The sequence below is a fragment of the Leptospira montravelensis genome (genome assembly GCF_004770045.1).
GTDB lineage: Bacteria > Spirochaetota > Leptospiria > Leptospirales > Leptospiraceae > Leptospira_A > Leptospira_A montravelensis.
The window spans coordinates 451,918-475,833 of sequence record NZ_RQFO01000016.1 but is presented as its reverse complement, the minus strand read 5'-3'; the positions used below and the strand labels follow the sequence as shown (position 1 = coordinate 475,833).

At 37.7% G+C, this 23,916-nt stretch carries 21 protein-coding genes; 9 read left to right on the top strand and 12 right to left on the bottom strand.

The window, feature by feature from the left end; genetic code table 11:
- The first annotated feature begins 40 nt into the window (after positions 1-40).
- Positions 41-667, top strand: a complete 627-nt coding sequence (locus EHQ31_RS12500) for a hypothetical protein (protein ID WP_135574083.1) — start codon at positions 41-43, stop codon at positions 665-667.
- Here EHQ31_RS12500 and EHQ31_RS12495 read toward each other — a convergent pair.
- Positions 645-1,922 carry an oligosaccharide flippase family protein gene (locus EHQ31_RS12495; protein WP_135573230.1) on the bottom strand — a complete coding sequence of 426 codons (1,278 nt, stop codon included), beginning with the start codon at positions 1,920-1,922 and terminating at the stop codon, positions 645-647. The two genes, EHQ31_RS12500 and EHQ31_RS12495, sit on opposite strands and share 23 nt — an antisense overlap.
- Before the next feature lie 3 nt (positions 1,923-1,925).
- On the bottom strand, positions 1,926-2,936 hold the full coding sequence (locus EHQ31_RS12490; protein WP_208652771.1) for a phosphatase PAP2 family protein: 1,011 nt from the start codon (positions 2,934-2,936) through the stop codon (positions 1,926-1,928).
- 71 nt (positions 2,937-3,007) lie between these two features.
- Here EHQ31_RS12490 and EHQ31_RS12485 point away from each other — a divergent pair, with 71 nt between their 5' ends.
- The 5 genes from EHQ31_RS12485 (at position 3,008) to EHQ31_RS12465 (ending at position 12,188) form a co-directional block, all read left to right on the top strand.
- Complete coding sequence (locus EHQ31_RS12485; RefSeq protein ID WP_208652782.1) at positions 3,008-3,829, top strand: lysophospholipid acyltransferase family protein; 822 nt, start codon at positions 3,008-3,010, stop codon at positions 3,827-3,829.
- A gap of 103 nt (positions 3,830-3,932) precedes the next feature.
- Positions 3,933-7,307 carry a methylmalonyl-CoA mutase family protein gene (locus EHQ31_RS12480; protein ID WP_135573237.1) on the top strand — a complete coding sequence of 1,125 codons (3,375 nt, stop codon included), beginning with the start codon at positions 3,933-3,935 and terminating at the stop codon, positions 7,305-7,307.
- A gap of 38 nt (positions 7,308-7,345) precedes the next feature.
- Positions 7,346-9,046, top strand: a complete 1,701-nt coding sequence (locus tag EHQ31_RS12475; RefSeq protein ID WP_135573239.1) for a hypothetical protein — start codon at positions 7,346-7,348, stop codon at positions 9,044-9,046.
- A 59-nt stretch (positions 9,047-9,105) separates the two neighbouring features.
- A complete protein-coding gene (locus tag EHQ31_RS12470; RefSeq protein WP_244247373.1) occupies positions 9,106-9,741 on the top strand; it encodes a permease in 636 nt (211 codons plus the stop codon).
- Positions 9,738-12,188 (top strand): C1 family peptidase, encoded by a 2,451-nt coding sequence (locus EHQ31_RS12465; RefSeq protein WP_135573241.1) that lies wholly within the window; start codon positions 9,738-9,740, stop codon positions 12,186-12,188. Before EHQ31_RS12470 ends, EHQ31_RS12465 begins: the two co-directional genes overlap by 4 nt.
- 24 nt (positions 12,189-12,212) lie before the next feature.
- Here EHQ31_RS12465 and EHQ31_RS12460 read toward each other — a convergent pair whose 3' ends face one another.
- The gene (locus EHQ31_RS12460) at positions 12,213-12,992 is read right to left on the bottom strand and encodes a c-type cytochrome (protein WP_135574086.1); all 780 of its coding nucleotides are present in this window, start codon (positions 12,990-12,992) and stop codon (positions 12,213-12,215) included.
- A gap of 557 nt (positions 12,993-13,549) precedes the next feature.
- Between EHQ31_RS12460 and EHQ31_RS12455 the strand changes: the two genes are divergently transcribed.
- Entirely contained in the window at positions 13,550-14,191 is a 642-nt protein-coding gene (locus EHQ31_RS12455; protein ID WP_244247372.1) for a hypothetical protein, read from the top strand.
- Positions 14,192-14,267: 76 nt separating this feature from the next.
- Here EHQ31_RS12455 and EHQ31_RS12450 read toward each other — a convergent pair whose 3' ends face one another.
- The 4 genes from EHQ31_RS12450 to gcvT are packed head-to-tail and all read right to left on the bottom strand — an operon-like array spanning position 14,268 to position 19,119.
- A complete protein-coding gene (locus EHQ31_RS12450) occupies positions 14,268-14,603 on the bottom strand; it encodes a (2Fe-2S) ferredoxin domain-containing protein (protein WP_135573245.1) in 336 nt (111 codons plus the stop codon).
- A 23-nt stretch (positions 14,604-14,626) separates the two neighbouring features.
- The gene (gcvP, locus tag EHQ31_RS12445) at positions 14,627-17,539 is read right to left on the bottom strand and encodes an aminomethyl-transferring glycine dehydrogenase (protein ID WP_135573246.1); all 2,913 of its coding nucleotides are present in this window, start codon (positions 17,537-17,539) and stop codon (positions 14,627-14,629) included.
- A 16-nt stretch (positions 17,540-17,555) separates the two neighbouring features.
- The gene (gcvH, locus tag EHQ31_RS12440; RefSeq protein WP_135573248.1) at positions 17,556-17,948 is read right to left on the bottom strand and encodes a glycine cleavage system protein GcvH; all 393 of its coding nucleotides are present in this window, start codon (positions 17,946-17,948) and stop codon (positions 17,556-17,558) included.
- 28 nt (positions 17,949-17,976) lie between these two features.
- Entirely contained in the window at positions 17,977-19,119 is a 1,143-nt protein-coding gene (gene gcvT / locus EHQ31_RS12435) for a glycine cleavage system aminomethyltransferase GcvT (RefSeq protein ID WP_135573251.1), read from the bottom strand.
- Positions 19,120-19,166: 47 nt separating this feature from the next.
- Here gcvT and EHQ31_RS12430 point away from each other — a divergent pair, with 47 nt between their 5' ends.
- Positions 19,167-20,186, top strand: a complete 1,020-nt coding sequence (locus tag EHQ31_RS12430) for a synaptic vesicle VAT-1 family membrane protein (protein ID WP_135573252.1) — start codon at positions 19,167-19,169, stop codon at positions 20,184-20,186.
- Between the two features lie 137 nt (positions 20,187-20,323).
- Here EHQ31_RS12430 and EHQ31_RS18825 read toward each other — a convergent pair whose 3' ends face one another.
- From EHQ31_RS18825 to EHQ31_RS12415, 4 genes are all read right to left on the bottom strand, one after another.
- The gene (locus EHQ31_RS18825) at positions 20,324-20,494 is read right to left on the bottom strand and encodes a hypothetical protein (protein ID WP_167481661.1); all 171 of its coding nucleotides are present in this window, start codon (positions 20,492-20,494) and stop codon (positions 20,324-20,326) included.
- A gap of 25 nt (positions 20,495-20,519) precedes the next feature.
- Positions 20,520-21,101, bottom strand: coding sequence for a hypothetical protein (locus tag EHQ31_RS12425; RefSeq protein WP_100734930.1), 582 nt, complete (start codon positions 21,099-21,101; stop codon positions 20,520-20,522).
- Positions 21,102-21,168: 67 nt separating this feature from the next.
- The gene (locus EHQ31_RS12420; protein WP_135573254.1) at positions 21,169-22,311 is read right to left on the bottom strand and encodes a suppressor of fused domain protein; all 1,143 of its coding nucleotides are present in this window, start codon (positions 22,309-22,311) and stop codon (positions 21,169-21,171) included.
- Positions 22,311-22,547, bottom strand: a complete 237-nt coding sequence (locus EHQ31_RS12415) for a hypothetical protein (RefSeq protein ID WP_135573256.1) — start codon at positions 22,545-22,547, stop codon at positions 22,311-22,313. The genes EHQ31_RS12420 and EHQ31_RS12415 overlap by 1 nt, the downstream gene beginning before the upstream one ends.
- 149 nt (positions 22,548-22,696) lie before the next feature.
- On the opposite strand from EHQ31_RS12415, the gene EHQ31_RS12410 reads away from it, so the two are divergent.
- On the top strand, positions 22,697-23,302 hold the full coding sequence (locus EHQ31_RS12410; RefSeq protein ID WP_135573258.1) for an alpha-ketoglutarate-dependent dioxygenase AlkB family protein: 606 nt from the start codon (positions 22,697-22,699) through the stop codon (positions 23,300-23,302).
- Here the strand turns inward: EHQ31_RS12410 and EHQ31_RS12405 are convergent.
- A complete protein-coding gene (locus EHQ31_RS12405; protein WP_135573260.1) occupies positions 23,284-23,883 on the bottom strand; it encodes a DUF4269 domain-containing protein in 600 nt (199 codons plus the stop codon). The two genes, EHQ31_RS12410 and EHQ31_RS12405, sit on opposite strands and share 19 nt — an antisense overlap.
- Positions 23,884-23,916: the final 33 nt, after the last annotated feature.

The following is a 23,916-nucleotide window of genomic DNA, read 5'->3' as shown; positions in this document are numbered from 1 at the left end:
AGAAAGAAAGAGAAAGGAAACTATCCCGATACTTGTAGGGATGAAGAAAATACTTTTGAAATACAGGCATGGATTTCTTCTCATTTTCCCTCTCCTGTTGGTTATTTTTTCTTATAGGGAAGCTGACACTCGTTTTTCTCATGATTTGAGTCGGTTTTTTGAAAAGGCGGACCATAGCAAAGAAGAAGCAGTTTTATTTGCCTACCTGACAGAGGAAGAAAAAACAAATTTTTCAGTACGTCGAAGAAAGGAACTTTCTAGGGCCATTGTTCGATTTTCCCAAAAATTACAATTCCCCGATGGGACATTGTTAGGTGGATATCCTCCCAATCCTTCCTTATTTTTAATGGCTTGGGCCAAAACACGGTCGGAGTTTCAAACAAACCATTTTGAAGGATATGGGATTTTGACTTTGCCTGAGATTTTTGTTCGAGAATTTGAAATGTCTTCAGGAACAAGAATTAATCGCGATTACGACATCCAAAACGACTCAATCCAATTTAAAATGGTAATATTAAAATTAAAGGAATTCATTTCTGAAGGTAAATCTGTGAAAGAGGCCTATCAGAAGTTATATGGAAAAAATTTTACACCTAACGAATGGGAAAAATTAGAAACAAACTATAAAAAAATATATGAATTTGTCACTTCCGAAAATAAGCCATAAAATAACCCGTAAGTAGTAACCAGGAAACGATCTGCCCAAGAAAAAGGGAAATGGCCGCGCCATTCGCACCAGAATCGGGGATGATCCAATAATCAAAAATAGCACCAAATAACAATCTAAGTAAAGCTAGTCCTGCAAGAAGTCTTGGTAACCCTAAGGCAAAGAGTGCCGTTCCTAACGGAGCAAAAACTAATTGTAACAAAAAGTTTGGATATAAAATTTTAAAAACTGAAATTGAATTCGTATACTTTGTTCCGAATAACAATGTTAAGATGGGTTCTGCTAGTAATATCCCTGGAGATAAAGCAATGGCAATCATCCCACCCAAAAAAACTGATTTTTTTAGTACATTCGGAAATTCGTCTGTTTCTGCGAGTCTTGCTAATTTTGGATAAATAATTGAATTAAAGGTTGCTAGTATGATAATAAAACCGCTAAACAGCTGTAAGGCGGTTCCGTAATCTGCTACAATTTCTGGAGGATGGAATTGGTTTAAAAAGAAAATTTCCAATCGATCAGAAAGAATGGCGCATATTGAGGCTGCAAAGGCCCAAAGATTAAAAAGCAAAAGTTTTTTTTCGCTGATTTTGATTTCTTCTGGCTCTGCCGAAAAAGAAATTTCTTCTTTTCCAAAAAAGAAAAAGAATAAAAACAAAACGAAAATAGGAGCAATACAAAAAATAGCAAGTATGTCCATATAAGTTAATGGATGAACACTTGATTCAGAGAAATAGAGTAATAATAAAAGTCTGACTATGTTTGGAAGTGGGTTCCAGAGTGATAATGATTTGTATTTACGGTAGGAAACAAAAAGGCTTTCGAAGTAAGATATAAACGAAATGATGATTCCGCCGAATAACAAAAGTAATAATACAAAATAGTTTTCATCTCCTGTGATATAAGCGACAAAACAAACCAAAGACAAAAACAAAAAAGAATAAAATTTAATGCGAAGGGATGCGTTTAAAATGGCACCAGGGTTTTCCTTTCGTTCTGCCATCGGAGAAATGTATTTAATTAGCGCATTAGGAAGGCCGAATTCCGCAACTGCTAATACCACAGGCAAAAAACCTAAAAAGTATTGGAGTTTTCCATTTTCCGCTTTGCTTAGTAAGTTCACGGAATAAATCATAAACACCAAATTGGTAATGGCGGATATAGCTTTAGAGCTACTAACAAAGAAAGAGTTTTTAAGAACTCCTTCTTTCATCAGTTCTACTTTTAAAATTTGAAATATCTTTTTTATTTTTTGCATGTATTAGTTTTGCAAAAACTTTCCTTTTTGTATCCTTTGCAGAATTAAAGGAACAATTGCAACTAGTGCAAATCCTACAACTAAGTAACGAATGTATCTTAAAAACAAATCATCTTTCCAAATGGTTTTTTTGATAATGATACCAGGTATTACATAGAATAACGAGATCACTATCGCTAAAACTAACAAACGAACAAGAAACGTATTCCAAAAAATATTAAATTCTTTAGTTCCTAAAGAAAAACTACATTTTGGAAGGGACCAATCTAAAAATTCTGGTTTGCTAAATCTTGGATAAAATAGAACTCCCATCCAAAAACCTGCAAGAGCTCCACTTGCCATAAGAACTCCCGATAAACTATGATGATGTTCGATAGATAAAAAAGGAGAATCTAAAGAGATGGGTGATAAAGTAACAACAATACCTAGTAAACTTAATGTTCTGTATTTTTCTGTTTGTAAGAAGGCAGGAACCGAATCGTTTTTATAAAATCTATCTAGTAAAAATAAAAGAATCAGTAAATGGATCAAACCCAATCCAAATCCCACGCTGACGTCTCCCAAATAATGGACCCTAAGATACATTCTGGAAAAAGGCATAAAAAGGATAATTAGGACAGAAAGAACTCGAAACCAAAGTTTTGGGATTCGGTAGGCTAACAATCCCCAGACGACAACTGCTGAATATACATGTCCTGATGGTAAACCGAATGCTTTTTCATCAAAGGCTTCAGGATAAGGAAAGGGTCTTGGGCTTTCAAAATAGAATTTTAAAAGAGAAACCATCACAGCAGAAGTAAGTAACCCGAGGGAAAGTTCGAATGTTAGTTTTGGCCTGTAGTAAATATAAACAAAGGAAATGAGGCCCAAAAAAAAGCTACTTCCTCCCAGGTAATGGCAGATAGTCGAAATCACGACCAAGATTCCACCAAGAGTTGGATCCCAATGGTGTAAGAAATCGAGAGGGATGGGGGAGAACCAATGGGAGCTCTGTGCGAGTAGGAATGCTTTCATAGGAATTTCCATCTAAGATGAAAATCCAACTTGATTTCATAAAGTTTTATTTTGAAATATGTGATGTTTCTATGGAATCAAACCAAAACGCCGCAGATATATTAGAAAGTCTCTTTGTAATCCCTCGGGAAGTTCCGAAAACCGTCCTCCGTAACCTTTTAGAGCTAATTTATGACGTAAAAGTGGCTGGATACGAAAATATTCCCGAATTCGGTGGAGCTCTCATTGTCTCAAACCATACAGATTATTTGGACATCGCAGTCCAAGGTGCCTTTGCCGACCGAAAAATCGTTTATTTAGGCAAATATGAGCTCTTTCATCCGCAGGAAGAGATCATGGCCATCATCAATCATAAAAACTCTCCGTTTCATTATCCGCCTTTAAGTCTAACCAAACCTATCATTGAAGTTTTGTTAAATTCTTTGGGGGGAGTTGTCAAAAAGAACCTGATCAATTGGGGAAGTATGCCTATCATTCGCAATGCTGCCAAAGAATCGGAAATGGATAAACGAGCAGCGATGGAATATTATGAAAAATTAGAGAATTATATGGTCGATTTGATGAAAGACGGAGAACTTCTTTCCATTTACCCAGAAGGTTCTCGGTCGGAAACGGGGGAGTTACAATCCTTTCGAGCTATGGCGGCCAAACTTGCCATTCGTGCCGGGGTTCCGATTGTTCCCTCTGGGATCGTTGGAGCTACCAATATGTCAAAACCTAAGGCTTTTCTGACCGGAGATGCTTTCAAAACCAAAATTCGTTACGTTATTGGCAAACCCATTCTTCCTTCCGAGTTCCCAACTGGCCCTGAAAAAAAAGCTGCCAAAGAACTGACCGAAATTCTGGAAAATCGAGTGCGGGACCTAATGAAACAGGCAGAATCCGTACTTTAGTCTAGACCTTTTGGAAAAATATGGCATAGTTTTCAAAAGCTATGTCATTCCCGTCACATTTTACAATTGAACCCGTACCAATCTTTTTAGAACGTTGTTCTCTATGACCTCCGAAATCTTAACTTACACCCCCCAAAACAAAATTCGCTTTGTGACGGCGGCCTCTCTTTTTGATGGCCATGATGCCTCTATCAATATCATGCGGAGGATTTTACAACAAAGTGGGGTGGAAGTGATCCACTTGGGACACAACCGAAGTGTACAAGAGATTGTTCAATGTGCCATCCAAGAAGATGTCCAAGGAATTGCCATCACCAGTTACCAAGGTGGACATGTGGAATATTTCCAATACATGATTGACCTTCTGAAAAAAGAAGGGGCAGGACATATTCGCGTGTTTGGTGGTGGTGGTGGAACCATTCTTCCATCTGAGATTGAAGTCCTACACAAATATGGTGTGGCACATATTTATTCGCCAGATGAAGGAAGGACTCTTGGATTGCAAGGGATGATCAATGATGTGGTCAAAAAATCTGATTTTCCTACTCCACTTTCATTTAACGGAGATTTGGCGTCTCAAATCCAAAACAAAAATTATTTAGCTTTGGGACAAGCCATCACACAGATGGAATTTTCTCTCCTGCAAGAAAAAACAAATTACTCCATTAATTTGGAATTTCCTCCACCAAAAAAAAACATTCCCGTTCTTGGAATTACGGGAACTGGTGGTGCCGGTAAGTCTTCTTTGACAGATGAACTTGTTCGTCGTTATTTACATGATTTTCCAAACCAAACCATTGCGATATTGTCCGTGGACCCATCCAAACGAAAAACAGGTGGAGCTCTTCTTGGAGACCGAATTCGAATGAATTCGATTTTTAACGAACGAGTGTATATGAGAAGTTTTGCGACAAGAGAAGCAAACATTGCTCTTAACCGCAGTGTGAAAGGCGCCATTCAAATTTTAAAATCTGCTGGATATGATCTCATCATCGTAGAGACTGCAGGAATTGGACAAAGTGATTCTGAAATTACAGAAGTTGCCGATGTTTCGTTATACGTGATGACACCAGAGTATGGTGCTGCCACCCAATTAGAAAAAATCGATATGATCGATTATGCAGATGTAATTTCGATCAATAAGTTTGATAAACGTGGTGCCCTCGATGCACTTCGCGACGTTAAAAAACAATACCAAAGGTCTCGCAATTTATTCAATGATACTGTGGATTCGATGCCTGTTTACGGAACCATTGCTTCGCAGTTCCAAGATGCAGGTACAGATGAACTATATGCTCATTTGATTGGCGTTGTGATAAAGAAGTGCCAAATGGATTGGAAAACAAACGCTTCCAAAAATCAAAATGGAAGAGAAGCCTCCGTTGTGCTTCCTCCCGATCGAGTAAGGTATCTCACAGAAATCAAAGAAGAAATTGATAGGAATGCAGAATGGATTTCCAAAGAAGCGGAAATCGCAAGATCCGCCTATCAATTGAAAGGTGCTATTTCGGTTTTATCCAAAAAAGGAAAATCAACTTCTGACTTAGAATCCGAATACCAATTGTTATGGGATTCTTTGTCACTGGATTCACGAAACATTCTGGATACATGGTCTGAAAAAATTGAATCCTTTCGAAAGGAACAATATTCCTATTTCGTCCGTGGAAAAGAAATCAAAGTCGATAATTACACAGTATCTCTCAGCCACTTAAAAATTCCAAAAATTGCCACACCTCGTTTTGTGGATTGGGGTGATATTTTGCAGTGGTCTTACCAAGAAAACTTTCCCGGTTTTTTTCCTTATACGGCGGGAGTGTATCCTTACAAACGAAGTGGGGAAGACCCAACGCGTATGTTTGCCGGTGAAGGTGGACCGGAACGAACCAATCGTCGTTTCCATTATTTGAGTTCGGGAATGCCCGCCAAACGACTGTCAACTGCCTTTGACTCAGTGACATTATACGGGGAAGATCCAGACATTCGACCTGATATTTACGGTAAGATTGGAAACTCCGGTGTGAACGTTGCCACACTCGATGATGCCAAAAAACTGTATTCAGGATTTGATCTTTGTGATCCTTCCACCTCTGTATCCATGACCATCAATGGCCCTGCACCTATGGTACTTGCATTTTTTCTAAACGCTGCGATTGACCAGGCTTGCGAAAAATACATCCGTGCTGAAGGGAAAACAGAGGAAGTTAAGTCTCAAATCCAAAAGATTTATGCGGCCAAAGGACAAGAGGTTCCCAGTTTCGGGGGTTCACTTCCAGAAACTAACGACGGTTTGGGACTAATGTTACTTGGTGTGACGGGTGATGAAGTATTACCTAAAGATATATATGCAAAATTAAAAAAAGATGCCCTTTCCCAAGTGAGGGGGACGGTGCAAGCAGACATTTTAAAAGAAGACCAAGCCCAAAATACTTGTATTTTTTCTACTGAATTTGCCTTAAAGATGATGGGAGACATCCAACACCATTTCATCCAAAATGCAGTTCGGAATTTTTATTCGGTTTCTATCAGCGGGTATCATATCGCAGAAGCAGGTGCTAATCCTATCACTCAAGTTGCTTTCACATTAGCTAATGGATTTACTTATGTAGAATATTATTTAAGTCGTGGAATGGACATCAATGAGTTTGCTCCGAACCTTTCTTTCTTTTTTTCCAATGGAATTGATCCTGAGTATTCTGTGATTGGGCGTGTGGCTCGTAGAATTTGGGCGAAGGCAATGAAGTTCAAATACCGAGCCAATGAACGTTCTCAAATGTTAAAGTACCATATCCAAACTTCTGGTAGATCACTTCACTCACAAGAGATTGATTTTAACGACATTAGAACCACATTACAAGCGTTATATGCAATTTATGACAATTGTAATTCTCTTCATACAAATGCATATGACGAAGCCATCACAACTCCCACAGAAGAGTCCGTGCGAAGAGCTGTTGCCATCCAACTTATCATCAATCGGGAGTTAGGTCTTGCGAAAAATGAAAATCCATTACAAGGTGCTTTCATCATTGAAGAACTTACTAATTTGGTGGAAGAAGCCATCTTAACCGAATTCAACCGACTCACCGAAAGGGGTGGGGTGCTTGGTGCTATGGAGAGAATGTACCAAAGGAATAAAATCCAAGAAGAGTCCCTCCATTATGAAACTTTAAAACATACAGGTGAGTATCCGATCATTGGTGTGAATACATTTCTCAATCGAAATGGATCGCCGACTGTCATTCCAGGTGAAGTCATTCGATCGACAGATGAGGAGAAAAGACAACAAATTGGAAATTTGAAGGCGTTTCAAAAACGAAATGAAGACAAAACAGAGTTTGCGATTACAAAATTAAAACAAGTAGCTCGTGCGAAAGAAAATATCTTTCAAGAGTTACTGGAAACGGTGAAAGTGGCGTCCTTAGGGCAAATCTCTCATGCGCTTTACGAAGTGGGAGGTCAATACCGCCGTAACATGTAAACAAAGGAAAGGGTAGTGCATCTACCCTTGGTGACTCTATGATTTCTTGGGATTTAATCAAAAAACACAAACTAGGAATTCCATTACTCTGGGACATAACGATGGTTTTTGTTGTCCTTGGGAATTTAGCTCTCATCATTTTTGATTTGAGTTATTTGAGTTTACGACCGTTTTACTTTCACAAGTTTCCTGAAATTTTGGAACTTTACGACAAACCAATTTTAGGAATTGAAACTCATCGGACAACAACAGCTTACACTGATTTGGTGGATGATTTAAAATACTTAACGCAACTACGCGATGATAGTTTTCGTGAAAACCAAAGAAAAATCACAAGAGAAGAAATTTATAAAACATTAACATCTTTAAAATCACAAGTATCCAATGAGAAGTTTGATTCCTTATACCTTACTTTTGAATCTGCCATTCAAATTGAAGATGTCCAAGTCCGCAGAAAAAAAGTGGAAGATACTCTTGTTCAACTCAATGATTTTTTTAATGTATTAGAAGAAACCGATGAAATCACAATTCTTGGTGAACTTTCAGAAAAATATGCCTTTATTAACCGTTTGAGTGTTGAGGCAAATGAATCCAAAGAAATTTTAGCAATTTTCCAAAAGATGGACAAACGGATGTTAGAGATTGTGGAAACCAATCCATTTGCGATGTCTGGCCAAACAAAATTTTTGAACGAAATCCAAACCAGTATTAAAACCGAATACCAAACTCATAAAACAAAGGCTCGTGATATCAAACTCAGACAAGAACTAGATCCAGTTTTAAACAGGGATCGCATTCCATCTACGGTGGTGGCCTTTGCTTGGTTTTGGCGAGACCAAAATAGATCCCTCGAACAAAAAATAGATTTTTTTAATTCTCATTTTAGAGAATATTTTGCCTTGAATTACTACAGGGCCATTGCCTCCGATGGAAGTCCAGTTAACAACTATTTGTTGTTAGATGCCCCTTTTCTCTTTTTCTTTTTGGCAGAATTTATCATAAGTTGGCTCATTGCCATTCGTAATAAAACTTATATCGCTTGGTTTTTATATCCGATTTACCATTGGTATGATGTACTCGGACTTATTCCTGTTGCTACATTCCGTTTTTTCCGTTTGGTTCGGGTTTATAAAATTTATTTGATGTTACAAACCAATCAATTCACGCGCATTTTAGGAAACGATTTGATTAGTAAAACTTTGCGATATTATTCCAATATCATCAAAGAAGAAATTTCTGATATTGTTACAATTCAAATTTTGACCGAAACACAAAATGAAGTGAAGTCGGGAAACTCTCTTGACCAACTCGTGAATGCCATTGATCAAAATCGAGATGAATTAAAAAAAGTGGCTATCAAAAATATTGCCAAGTCAGCTCAAAATCCCAACTTACAAGCATTAATTCAAAATTTGGTGACAGAGGTTTCTGAACGAGTTTCTGCAAATATGAAACCCATATCGTTACTTCCCAAAGACATGCAGGCGAATCTAACCAAACAAATTAGTTTAACGATTTATTCTGCGGTTTCGCAAGCGACGGTAGCAATGGCCACTGATCCATCAGGACGAAAGTCAATTGAGAACTTAATTGATTACATCATTGATGAAATGATACTCATTGCCCAAGATCCTGATATGGTAAAATTGAATACCAACATCACAGTTGCTCTCATAGAAAACATGAAGAAGTCGATCGGTGAGAAAAAATGGCTGAAAGCAGAAATAGGAAGTAGTTAATAAACATTCATTTAGTGAATCATTTTTTATAACTTTCGAACACTGTTTTAGAATGAAAAATGTCTTGTTTTCTTCAGAAAACAAGATGTGATCGATCCACCTTGATTTCTTTTATCAATATATTTCTATTAATTGTTTCTCTTGTTCTGACGGGAGGAGGAATGAATGCGGAGTCGAATGGTAAAACTGTCCCAAATCACCCCACCGGAGTTGATTCTCATAAAAAGGAGAAAACAAAAAAACTAAAAAAGTCCAAACCAAAGAAAAACGGAACAGTAAAACTTATAAATCAGAAAGGCAACTGGATCCCAATGAAACTTGTTTGGGATGAAAGTTCTGGAGCGGTAGCGCCTGAGTTTCGATTTGCAAAACAATTTCAACTTGTAGCGGGAGAAAAAAAAATCACTTTATCTCGTCGTGTGATAGAAAAAGGGAAATTGGTAATCAATGAATCTAAAGAAATTTCACCGCAAATATATCAAAAATGGATGGAATCACTATTCCAATGGGAAATCAACCAACTGCCAGTCGAAAACTCTCCCAAAGAACATATGACAGGTGTCAGTTATAACTTTGTTTCGTTTCAACTGGGTTCCACCAAATCAAAGTTTTATTATATTTTGGAAGATCGTAACCAACCGGAATGGACACAGAAAAATAGTATCATAAAAATAATTGAGAGGATGAAACCATGAAACTAAATCGAAATTGGAAATGGATAGGACTGTTCCTATTTCTTACAAGTGCAATCTTTGCAGATGAATTTGATCCAAGTAGTGTTCGGTCTCCTGGTTGTAAACCAGGCACATTCTCCTGTGGTTACATTCCAAGTTCTAAAGAAATTCAAGATAGTATCCCTCTTAAAAGAGATTTTAATTCCTTTGAAGAGTTACCGAAATCTATCGATTTATCTTCCATGATGCCACCTGTTGGAAACCAAGGAAGACAAAATAGTTGCGTGGCATGGGCGACTGGTTATGCGATCAAATCCTATTTGTTAAAAAACAAAGGACAGGCGCCAGATTATGATCCTCCTTTTGCTGGTGGAAAGGGAAACTTTGTTTTTTCACCTGCATTTATTTACAACCAACAAAATGGCGGCGAAGATAAAGGTTTATATTATTATAAAACAATGGAATTTCTAAAGTCTAATGGTGCTGCTCCTTGGAGTAGTATGCCTTATTCTGATAAAGATTACCTAACACAACCTTCTCCATCTTCAAAAAAAGAAGCCCTAAAGTATAAAATTAAATCTTTCTCAAGACTTAACTTTAAGAATCCAGATGAGATCAAACGAGTATTAGCTGGTAAAAATGTTGTGATGGTAGGAATGATCATAGATGAGGCCTTTTATAAATTAAAAGGTTCTGCCATTTATGATGAAAATGGGGGACAAAGTTATGGTGGTCACGCCATGACGATTGTTGGTTACGATGATAATAAAAAATCGAAATCAGGGAAAAAAGGGGCTTTTAAATTACAAAACTCTTGGGGAACCAATTGGGGAGACAAAGGATTTGGTTGGGTTTCTTATTCCATGCTTGCAAAAGTAGGACAAGAAACTTATGCCATAATTGACGAACCGGCAACACAAAATGCACCAACAGTCAATGTGAGCCCAGCTAAAAAACCAATTTCTCCTCCTACGGAAATTAAAGTATCAAAAGGGGAATTTGATTCAAAAATTGTTTTAACTTGGAATCAACAAGATTTGGCTGTCGCCTATTTAATACAAAGAAAAGAAGAATCTGAATTTTATGATTTAGGTTATTCGGACAAACCAAGTTTTACTGATCTCTCAGTTTCGCCTAACTCTACTTATGTATATCGTATTCTTTCTGTTGGAACAGAGGAAGTGTCGGTTGCATCTTTGGATGTAGAAGGATTTACTTCTTCTGATTCAAATTCAAATGGAAATATTGGTCAAGTAGTGGGACTCACCGCTGTAGTTTATGTAAGTGGATCAGCACCAAATGTAGAATTAAGTTGGTCTGAATTGGATGGGGCGACAAGTTATTCCATCTCGCGATCAGATTCCTCTCTAAAATGGAAAACAATAGGGACAAGTAAGATACCAAGTTTTACCGATCCTTCTCCGAGAGTTGGTGAATCCAATTTTTATCGAGTGGGTGCTATCGCGCAGTCCAAACCAACTGGTGATTGGAGTGAATCTGTTGCCATTGATGTTGCTGATCAAAACTTATTACCAAATCAAGTGAGTCATTTAACAGCGTCTAGTGGAGATTTTGCAAATAAAATCGTTTTAAATTGGAGCGCGGCACCAGGTGCAAAGATTTATTATTTATATCGTTTTGACGAAAATGCGGAACCTACTGGCCAATTTGAGATAACCGGAACAAGTTACACAGATACCGACCAATTAATCCAAAATGGAAAGCCATATTTATATACGGTTATATCTGCAAACGACCTAGGATATTCAGAGCCAAGTGAGGTTGCATTTGGAAAAACAGATCCTGGACTCACAAAAAGAGCAGGTGGAGTCACACTAAACCCTCCGAAACGGCTGACTTCGAATTCTGTTGGAAAAGATAAACTTGTAACTTTGAAGTGGGATTCGGTAAAAGATAGTTTTGAATATTATGTTTATCGAAAATACTTAAAAGGGAGTGGAAAGGTAGGTAAACTTGAATTTGTTGCGGCAGTAGAAGGTAAAAAAAATTCCTATAGCGAAACTTTTCCGGGAAGTTCAGGTGAATTATTTTTATATTCTGTTAGATCTAAATCGGAATTTGGTTCTGAATCGAAGGATTCCAATTTGGTTTCTGTATTTTGGAATGAACCCAAAACCCAAATGAAAAAAAGAGCTATGTCATTGGAAGAATTACCAACTTCTTTTGTGGGAAAATGGTCTTCTATGTATTGGAACTCAAAATCTGGTCCACAAACGGTTTGGGTAGAAATTTTAGGGAACGGACAAGATTTTACCGCTAAATTAAAGTTAAATGAAAAAGAAATTCAGCAATTTAAAGGATCGTGGACACCCGGTAGCCATTCTTTAAAAACAATTGGGTTTTTGTTTGAATTATCTAAATCATTAGAAGGTAGTTCTTTGGCTCAGTTCCAATCCATCAAAGATTTTGACAATGGAACGGAACTGAGTTTTACAAAAGAAAAATGAGGTTAAATCAATAAGTATGATGATCTACTCAATCGTTTGTAAATACAACCAGAGTGCTTTGAGTTCAGTGTCCGTGAGTTGACCTAAACTTTTCCAAGGCATTGGAAATTTCATTTCTGAACCGTCGGGACGTTTTCCTGTTCTGATGGTTTGGACAAAGTTTGCCTCTGTATATTTCGTTAATCCATTTTTGCTGATATCTTGCGCTGGCGGCCATTCCGGTGGTGCACCTTGAATAGGCCCTCCTTTTAAACTAAATCCATGACAACCAGAGCATGTGGATGCAACATATTTTCCATATTCTATGGAGACGGAAGGTGTAATATTTGTTAAATGAATGGTTTCATGATTGATGATTTCGGCCGATACAAAAACCGGAATTTCTCCCATTAAAAAAAGAAACCTACCCAGTGGTCCTGGTTTGACTTCACCTTGTGATTTATCAATTGAAGGAGTGGATCTGAGATAGGAGATCAATTTACCAACATCTTCGTTGGTCATTCCTTGGAAATCGGTGGATGGCATAAATATTAAAGGTTTACCATTTTTTCCGACACCATGCCGGATGGCGATGGCCAGTTCTTCATCAGATCTGTCAGTTAAAACTCCACCTTTACCGGCTGTTAGGTTAGAGCCAGAGAGAATTCCGATGGCAGGATCTTGTATAAAGGTTTTTCCACGCCCATCAACTTCATGGCAATCTCCACAACCTCTGGATTGGTAGAGACGTTTTCCTTCTGCGAGGTCAATTAGTTTGGAAAATTTAGGGATAGGAACAGGTTTCACTTCGTATGTTTTGTTCATACGAGCGGAACTCAATGCATAAATAGTCGTGACTAACACTACAAGAATTCCTGCTAAAGATAGAATGATGATCGTTATGATACGCGAAATTTTTTTCATAGGTGGAGCAAAGAGAACGGGAAAGATGTTTTTGGTCAAGGCGGAATTGTGGGAGTTTTGGGGTAGTACAGAAGGGATATTGGAATCCCCGCCCGATTGTAGGGTGGGGAACTAGACCCGCCACCCAATGTTTTCCTTTTATCATACCTTACTGAAATTTGCGAGCACATCGATCACCTACGAAAAAATATTTCTTCGAAAGTTCACCTTATTACCAAGGCTTTTCTTTAGAGTCATTGTTATAGATGGAATTTTAGAATAATTAAATAATCGAATCAAACTTAGGAATAAAATAGATAATCTTACTTGTTTTGTTTTCCTTCTAGCCTTATAATTTAAAGAGTCATCACCATCCTATGATAAAAATAATCAATCAGTTTCGCTTCCGTTAAATCTATATGATAGCAAAAATTGAATATCTCTTAAAGAATTCTCATTTACCTGGTCCCAGAGGCAATTTGGAACTTTTGTATTCATTTTCAAAAAATGCAAACGAAAGGGAAGTTAATGAATGTTTATCTTTTTATAATGATGAATTGAGTAATTCTCCAGAAGAATTTGTAGTTATGTGTGGAATTGTGAGTTATTGTATATTAAATATTAAGAATATTAAAAAAACATTAACTTTTATAAGGAAATATGTTTCTCACAGTAGCTGGCGAATTAGAGAGTCTGTTGCCATTGGTATCCAAGAAATAGCAGAAAACAACAAGGTGGAAATACTTGCTAATCTTAAAAAATGGATGAATGGAAATGATTTAGAAAAACGTACGATTGTGGCAGCGTTATGCGAACCAAAACTTTTAAAGGAAAAATCGTTTAATATTGAATTAATAAAAATTCTTTATGAGCTTACAATGAACTTTGATCAAATTGATGGGAAACTTTCTGAAAACCAAACTACTTTACGGAAAACACTTGGTTATGGATGGAGTGTGGCGATTGTGTCTGTTCCAAAAGAGGGCAAAATCGCTTTTGAAAAAATTGCAAAATGTAATAACAAACATGTCAAATGGATTGTGAAAGAAAATTTAAAAAAGAATCGATTAATGGTAATGGATAAAAAATGGGTGGAGAATTTACTCACGTCTCTTAATTAAAAGAAAAAGTTTAATCAGAATATCGAATACTAAATGAAGTTTAGAAACTTCAATACAGAAACAGTATCTTTATTCTCTATTTCTCTTCCGTTACGGTATCATCTACAACGATTAGGTGATTGTATTTTTCCGGTTGGTTGGTTTTTAGGTAAAATTCTAAAATAGTTTCTACATCCGCTTCGGTTTTCATAGCAAACCATTTCCCTTCCGGGTAAGATACTTGGATGGGGCCAAGTTCACAACGATCCAAACAACCGGATTTTTGGACTCGGAACTTATATTCAATTCCTGCTTTGGCCGCTTTTTGTTTTAGTAGTTTTAGTAGTTCGATGGAACCTTGGTTTCCACAAGACACCCGTTCGCCGGGTGCCCTTTGGTTTTCGCAGACAAATACATGTTTTTCATAAAACATTTGTTTTTCTTTTCCTTAATTTTCTAAACGGCGTAGTCTTCCATAGGAATACAAGAACAAACTAAGTTACGATCTCCGTACACATTGTCCACACGACCGACACTTGGCCAAAATTTACGTGTCCTTAACCAAGGCAATGGGTAAGCGGCTCGTTCTCTTGGATAGGAATGGTTCCAAGAATCACTAATGACCATATCTGCCGTATGAGGAGAATTTTTAAGAGGGTTGTCTTCTTTAGAAAGAACTCCCGACTCAATGTCTTTGATTTCTCCAGCAATGGCTAACATAGAATCAATGAACCTGTCGAGTTCTTCTTTTGATTCTGATTCTGTAGGTTCTACCATAAGAGTTCCAGGGACAGGGAAGGACATGGTAGGCGAATGGAATCCGTAGTCGATCAATCGTTTGGCGATATCTTCTACTTCGACAGCGCTTGTTTTTTTGAATCCGCGCATATCCAAAATACATTCGTGAGCTACAAGGCCTTTGTTTCCACGATATAAAACTGGGAAAGAAGACTCTAATTTTTTAGCAATATAGTTTGCATTGAGAATGGCAATCTTTGTAGCAAATTGTAATCCTTCAAATCCAAGCATGGCAATGTATGCCCAAGAGATTACGATGATGGATGCAGATCCCCAAGGAGCAGCAGATACCGCCCACTGGCTGTTATTCGATCCATTTTCCACAAGACTATGTCCTGGTAGAAATGGTGCCAAGTGTTCCGCAACACCAATAGGCCCAACACCAGGTCCACCACCACCGTGAGGAATACAAAAAGTTTTATGAAGGTTTAAATGACAAACATCAGCACCAATATCAGCAGGTCTAGTGAGACCCACTTGGGCATTCATATTGGCTCCATCCATATACACCTGCCCACCGTTGTCATGGATGGTTTGGCAAATCTCTTTGATGGAGGCTTCAAACACACCATGTGTGGAAGGATAAGTGACCATGAGGGCACCTAAACTGTTTTTGTATTCGGTTGCTTTTTTCTTTAGGTCATCTACATCGATGTTTCCATTGGAATCACAATTCACTGGAACCACTTTGAATCCTGCCATCACTGCGGATGCGGGATTGGTTCCATGTGCCGAGATAGGAATGAGACAAATGTCTCTATGCATATCGTTACGACTTTGGTGGAAGTTACGAATGGCAAGTAAACCTGCATATTCTCCTTGCGAACCAGCGTTAGGTTGTAGTGAAACCTCCGCAAAACCAGTGATTTCACAAAGCCATTTTTCTAATTGGCTAAAAAGAGTTCTATATCCTTCGGTTTGATTTTCAGGAACAAAAGGATGGATATTGGAAAGTTCAGGCCAAGTCACAGGATACATCTCAGTCGATGCATTGAGTTTCATCGTGCAAGACCCAAGGGCAATCATGGATGTAGTCAGAGATAAATCTTTTGATTCTAATCGACGAATGTATCGTAACATTTCTGTTTCTGTATGGAAACTATTGAAGACAGGATGAGTTAGATAAGATGATTTCCGTTCCAAAAGTTCCGGAATTTTCCATTCTTCTTTTGAAGTTAAGTCTTCTAGTTGGAAATGAAGTGATTTGTTTTCATTAAAAATTTCTAGAAGATCTTTGATGTCTTTTAGATTCGTAGTTTCATCTAGGGAAATACTGATCACATGACCAGAAACTTGTCTGATATTGATTTCTCTTTCTTCTGCATAATGAATGATTTCTGCTGAAGATATTTTAGAGAGTTCCACACGAATGGTATCAAAATAAGGATTAGAAATGATTTTGTATCCGAGTTTTTCAAGACCAGTGGCAAGGATTGTTGTCATCCGGTGGACTCGTGATGCAATTTGTTTTAAACCTTTTGGTCCATGATACACTGCATACATGGAAGATAAAACCGCAAGTAATACTTGCGCTGTACAAATGTTAGATGTTGCTTTGTCGCGACGAATGTGTTGTTCTCGTGTTTGGAGGCTTAGGCGGTAACCAGGTTTTCCTTGAGAGTCTTTTGATACACCAATGAGGCGACCTGGCATGTTTCTTTTGTATTCTTCTTTGGTAGCAAAGTATCCGGCATGTGGTCCACCAAATCCAAGTGGCAATCCAAATCTTTGCGTGGTTCCGACAACTACGTCGGCATTCATCTCACCTGGTGCTTTTAAAATCGTAAGTGCTAAAAGATCCGCAGCCACAACGGTTTTGGCTCCTACTTTGTGTAGGCTTTCGATAAATTCACTAAAGTCAAATATGGTTCCATCAGTGGATGGATATTGTACAATCGCTCCAAAAAAATCATTGGAAGGAACCATCTTTTTGAAAGATCCCACAACAATATTGATTCCAAGAGGAATCGCGCGAGTGCGGATCACATCTAATGTTTGTGGATGAACTGATTGCGATACAAAGAATGATTTTCCTTGTGAATCCTCTTTTAAAGAGAAAAGCATGTTCATGGCTTCTGCCGCTGCGGTTCCTTCATCCAGAAGAGAGGCGTTGGCAATTTCCATTCCTGTTAAATCAGTGATCATGGTTTGGAAGTTGATGAGTGCTTCCATACGACCTTGTGCAATTTCTGCTTGGTACGGAGTGTAGGCCGTATACCAACCTGGGTTTTCCAAAATATTTCTTTGGATTACCGCTGGTGTGATACAAGAGTAATATCCAAGTCCTAAATAAGATCTGTAGATTTTGTTTTTAGAAACAATTTTCTTTAGTTCTCTTTGGAGAGCGTATTCTCCAATCGGATTTGGTAAGTTGAGTTCCTTTTTTAACCGAATGTTTTCCGGAACCGCATCGTTGATTAAATCATCCAAAGCCTTATAACCAATGGTACTAAGCATCGAAGAAACCGTTTCTTCTGTCACACCGACATGGCGACGGAGGAAGGTATCACTTGGTTCTAATGTTTCTTCGTAAGGGGATTGGAGAGGTGATGTAGGCTTTTGGGAACTCACTTTAGAAAAACTCCTATTAATCTAATTTAGATACGTATTCTTTGTATTGCGCTGCGGATAAAAGATTTCCGAGTTCAGATGTTTGGATGTTTTTTAATTTTACCATCCAAGTATCAAATGGTTCCGCATTCACTGCTGCTGGATTGGATCCAAGACTAGCATTGGTTTCTAACACTTCACCAGAAATGGGTGAATACAAATCTTCAGCAGCTTTTACTGATTCAATGGTTCCAAGACTATCTTTAGCTTTGATTTGTTTTCCTGGTTTCGGAAGGTCGATGAATACAATATCACCCAGTGCATTTTGTGCAAAGTCAGTGATTCCAATGAGAGCCACCTCACCTTCGACTTTGACCCATTCATGTTTTTCCGTATAATAATATCCGTCTTTTGCTTGTGTATCTGCCATGATTTTTCCTCTTCTTTTTTACTCTCGATTAGCGATTGTTTCGAACACTGCCTTGGATGAAAGCGCCAGTCTCCACTTTAGCCAATTTCTTTTGTCCACGAATCTCCACAAATACTTCCATCTGGTTTTTGGCGAATTCGGTCTCGAGAATGGCAAGTCCCAGGGATTCTTTCCTGCTGGGTGAATGGGTTCCCGAAGTAGATTTGCCAATTTCTTTCCCATCACTAGAGAAAATGGGGAAATTTTCTCGTAAAACCCCAGGTTCCATGAGGCGAATTCCCACAACTTTTCGTTTGGGGCCGTTCTTTTTGTCAGCGATGATCCTTTCATATCCCAAGTACGGGGAAGGTTTTTCTTTCACAATAAAGTTGATTCCCGATTCTACAGGAGTCCATTCTGCATTCAATTCATGGCCATACAGCGGGTATTTTGCTTCCAATCTTAGTGTATCTCGTGCGCCAAGACCTACGGGAACCAAACCAAAATCTTTCCCAATTTCTAATAAATCTTTCCAAATGTTGACACCGAGTGCATTCGATGTATAAATTTCAAATCCATCTTCACCCGTATAACCTGTGCGAGATACAATGATGGTTTCTCCTTTCCAATTCATTTCTTCAAAATGATAATAAAGAATAGAACTTAAGTCCTTACCAAGATATTTAGAAAAAATTTCATCTGCTTTCGGGCCTTGTAATGCAATTTGATGCCAGTTTTTACTATCATCAACAACAGTAACGTTCCCTTTCTTATATGTTTCTAAATGTTTTGTGACTGCTGGATAATTGGATGCATTCGAACAAATCATATACTTTGAATTACTGAATTTATAAACAGTGATATCATCCACAAGCCCACCATCTTCATTTACCACTGCATTGTACTGCACTTGGCCTACTTTCATCCCAGTAATTGTGTTACAAGTGACTGATTCTAAAAAAGAAAGAACATCAGCTTCGTTTCCTGTGACAAAAATTTCACCCATATGGGATACATCAAAGAGTCCCGCAGCAGATCTTGTGGCTAAATGTTCTTGGATGATTCCAGTATATTGAACTGGCATGTCCCATCCGCCAAAAGGAACCATCTTGGCTCCCATTTCTTTATGAATTGTATGTAAAGGGGTTTGTTTTAGTTCCACGGCTTTCTCTCGTTCAGACTCTGGAACCATTGAAAAATGGTTTCATCGTTATGGAATTGAATTTTTTTTAAGATATTATGTTAAGAGAAGTCTACCGCATCGAAAAAACCGGATCTATCGATAACCTTCATCGTAAAAAGGAACCTTTAAGACCACCTGAAGGAGATGAAGTTACGATTGAAGTGAAAGCCATTGGGCTTAACTTCGCAGATGTATTTTCGATTTATGGTTTGTACTCAGCAACACCCAAAGGAAGTTTCATACCTGGTTTGGAATTTGCGGGAAAAATCGTAAAAATAGGCGAAAAAGTTAAGGATTTTGAAGTTGGAGACTCTGTGTTTGGTGTGACAAGGTTCGGAGCTTACGCAACTCATCTTAACATTTCAGAAAAAACTGTATTTGCACTTCCTAAGAGTTGGTCAATGCAAGATGGTGCAGCTTTTGCTGTACAAGCACTCACTGCTTACTATGCTCTTGTTCCACTGGGACAAGTGAAAGAGGGAGATCATGTTCTCATTCATAGTGCTGCTGGTGGCGTGGGAATCATGGCAGGTCACATTGCTAAGAAAAAAAAAGCAATCACCATTGGTCTTGTAGGTGATTCTGTTAAGTTTTCGATCTTAAAAGAGGTTGGTTATGATTATTTTCTCATTAGGTCTCCTCATTTTAAACAAGAGATGCAGAAAATTTTATCAGATCATCCTTTAAAAATAGTTTTAGAATGTTTAGGTGGTCATTATTTTCAGGACAGTTATGATCTCTTATCACCAATGGGTAGGCTAGTTACTTATGGTAGTGCGAACTTCACACCATCACATTCATACCGAAATTGGTTATCGATTGCATATTCTTACCTCACTAGACCAAAAATTGATCCATTATCCATGATTTCAGACAATAAATCGGTGATGGGATTCAATTTAATATGGTTATGGAATGAAATTGATGAACTTCGAAAACATTTTTCCGATTTAATGATGTTATCACTACCAAAACAAACAATAGGACATGAGTTTACGTTTGATTCGATACATGATGCACTCAGTACATTTCAATCGGGACAAACAATAGGTAAGATCGTCATCAATGTTCCGTAGAATGAGTATTAGTCTGTTTTTTTATTTTGAATAAAAATTCATGCAAAAAATAAAATTTCTTTACATTTAAAATGATCTGATTTAATTATGTCGTATCAATTCACTCTCTGTTTGCCAAGGACAGCCGTGATTTGAAATCAAAAGATAAGGACGATCACAATGGTTGCTAAAAAGAAAGCCGCAAAAAAGAAAGCCGCTAAGAAAAAAGCTGCAAAGAAAAAATCTAAGAAATAACTTAGATTTAATTCTTCCTTCGATTTATCGAAGAAAGATTTGTGTAAACCCGCAAGACCTGCGGGTTTTTTCATTTAAAGAGGTATGTTCAGAGAAAAATTAGGCAATTGCTCTTGTAAAACCCCTTCGACTCATCAAAAATCCCGATTTTTTATCTGAATTAGCTCTTTCCATACCAATAAATTGGAAATGATCCTTCTTATTGATCGAATCAAAGAGTGCTTTCATTAGTGATTCGATATTTGGATGCACTACGTTTTTATAACTTTTACGTGAATGGTCCTTACCCCAGATCTCTAAATGGTCAGTATCAGGCATTTTTAAGATAAGAGAAGGGAGATCATATCGTTTCATCAGTACGTTGCATACATCTTCGAAACCATACTCAGTGATGGAATTAAAATCAAAAAATACAAGTAAGTAGAGGATATTGGTTGGTTCGAGTCTTCCATTTTCATCAGAAATTTTCTGAATCCCATCTAAAACAACGTAACGCAGATTTTTTGTTTGGATCCAAAGTTTCTGATCTTCGTGACGTTTCAGGTTCACTTCTTCTGAAAACCGCTTTTGGAATACGGTAGAGAGGAAAAATCCGGAAGAATCTTGTCTTTCTTCGAGGATTCGTTCTAAAGAAAAGGGTTCAAACTCTAAATTGAAGTACTTTGTATACGTCTCTGCCATATCATTTAGAGTAACGGTCAGATTTTAGAGTTTGAATCGGATTTTTTTAAAATTAAATTCTAGAAAATTAGAATTCTAACATCCTTCGTTCGCTGTCGTGAAAGAAACTATATCCTTCTTTCTTCCATGTTTCCCAAAATTTTGCAGAACCTTCTCGCATAAAACAAATTCTTTCTTCAGTAGCGATGGGAGTTAATACAAGAAAATTAGCGCGTTTCCCATTCTCTGTGATGAGTCCGTGAAGGTTTGGTAATGATTCCTTCGAACCTTGCTCTATTTCGTCTGTGACGTTACGTAGAACGAACCAGTTGAAGTCTAGATAGAGTTGATCGGGATCTTTTCTTGGATTTTGAATGGTATGTGAATGTCCAAACCAAATTCCTGTGTTCCAAGGGAACTTTACCATTTCACCAAGAACATGTTGGATCCATGTTTCTGATTTATCTTCTGTATCTTTTAGAAGTTGGATGGCAAATACAAGTTCGATCCTTGAAAAGTTTTCATAATCTTTATGATAGAGTTCAATGGATGGTTGGTTTTGAACACTCATCCCAATGGTAGAAAAGATTTTGATCCCTGGAAATTCTTTTGGTAAAAAGGAAGCAATTCCTAAAGAAGGATACTTTCCTCCATCAGCAGACCAATACTTTTCATGGTTGCCAAGTTTAGATTCTAAAAAATCCAATCTTAGTTTTTGTGCTTTCTTCCAATGATCTTTTTCCGCAACAGATTCCCAAAATTTACGATTGGTCCTCACCCGTTCGGCAATCACACCGTTTTCTGGATCACCAAGTGGAGAGGCAGTAGGAGCTTCTTCTTTTGCAAATTTTGCGTAACCATGAATCCCTTTGATCCCTGACCAAGAAGGAAGATATGCTTGTAGTTCTTCATCCACAAACAAGGCCACGGCATCACCTTCTTCTGACCAAATAAAATGAATTTGATCTTCTGTGAGTGAACTTTGTGCAGTTGGCTCGGTAATTTCAGATTTTGTGAGTACTGGGGCAAGACCGGCATCAAAATCTTCCTCCACACGTGCGTCGGGGGCATCAATTAAGTTACGCACCCAAAGTGTTTTCATCGGCCACTCAGGGTTGTTATGTGATTGTAAGTATAAATAAATGGTTCTTCCATCATCTTCTAAAAAGGCAGTAAAAGAACCGTAAGGATTTGCTTCTTGGTATAAAACTTTAGGGGTGCTTGGATTCATTAAAATTTATGCGGAACAACTCTCTCTTTGAATTTTGCTAGTAGTTTGGCTATGGTTTCATCCATTCCTTCTTCAAAATAAATATCAGGATAATAACCAGAGGCATTTCTTAGCCCAATGAGTTCTGGTTCGTTCCACTTTCTGTAACCTTTGAGTGAGTTCCAAACTTCTTCCGAAGGAGATTGGTTTTCCTTTTTAGCGTCGATGAAAGATTGAATCGTGCGTGTTGGGGTCATACGTGTATAGATTCCTTGGTCTCCAAGGGAAACCAACTAAAATTTTAGACGGTTTTGCCAGTCGGTATCGATTTTCATTGGATTTCTTGGGTCAGTCGGAGAAAAATAACAGTGGATTACTTTTTATAAATTAGCCGATTTCGAAATCCATGCACTTGTTTCAAAGAACTGACTCAGAAAATCTTTTACCTTATGACGGGGTTTTGTTGTACATCCCTGATTTTCTCCCCACAGAGGAAGCAAATCGGACATTTCACTCTTTTCTAGAAGGGATCGAATGGAAACCAGATGAGGCCATTCTCTATGGAAAACACATCACCACCAAACGAAGTGTGGCTTGGTATGCGGAAAAAGGATTTTCTTACAGGTATTCAGGAACTACAAAAACAGCACTACCTTGGTCACCTGGCCTTTTAGATTTAAAATCCAAAGTGGAGATAGCCTCCAAAGAAAAATTCAATTCCTGTCTTTTGAATTTATACCATGATGGAAGTGAAGGGATGGCTTGGCATAGCGATGATGAAACTTCTTTACGTCCCAATTCTACCATTGCGTCTGTGAGTTTGGGAGCCGAACGAATCTTTCGATTCAAACATAAAAAAACAAATGAACCAGTGGAATTACAATTAGAACATGGAAGTTTACTTTTAATGAAAGATGTCATCCAAAGATTTTGGTTACATTCTCTTCCAAAAGCGATAAAGGTCAAACGACCAAGAATTAATTTAACCTTTCGTCAATTTGGAATGGTTTGAAATCCCCTTTGTAATAATAACTCTCGAAACTCTTCATCGGTTTTTTGATTCCATTGGAGTAGGGTCTTATAGGGATCCCCTTTTAAATCTAAAACTTTACAAAACGCTGGTTCAGTTTTGATTCCTTGTTTTTTTAAATTACGAATTTCTTCTCGGAATGTTGGATCTGCCAATGTTAAAAACCGATTTTCTACCAACATATGTATCCAAGCATATTGTTCAGTTGGTTCTTCAAATTGACCAAAGATTTCATATTGGAATTTTTTAGTTTCAAATCGACAAACCAGTGTTACTCGAAGATTCATGGTTTTTTCAGAAAAACTATAGTTAGGTAAATTGCGAAACTTAGCATAACAAATTTTTTGTAAATGGGCAGGGATATTAAATTTTACTAAGATATCCACATCACTTGTATCCGTATCGATATCCAAAGGAATGGTTCCGGCTAGCGTCGGTTTGAAACCATGTAAGGATTTTAGAATTTTCCAATCTTCTAAATCCTTTGCCAAAGCCTGTTGTTTAGGTGTCCCCGACTGTAAAAATTCGATTTGTTGGAACGGATGGGAAAGTAAGGCTTGCATATTATGTCTCGTGCGCTTAGTCTCGGCCCCCAC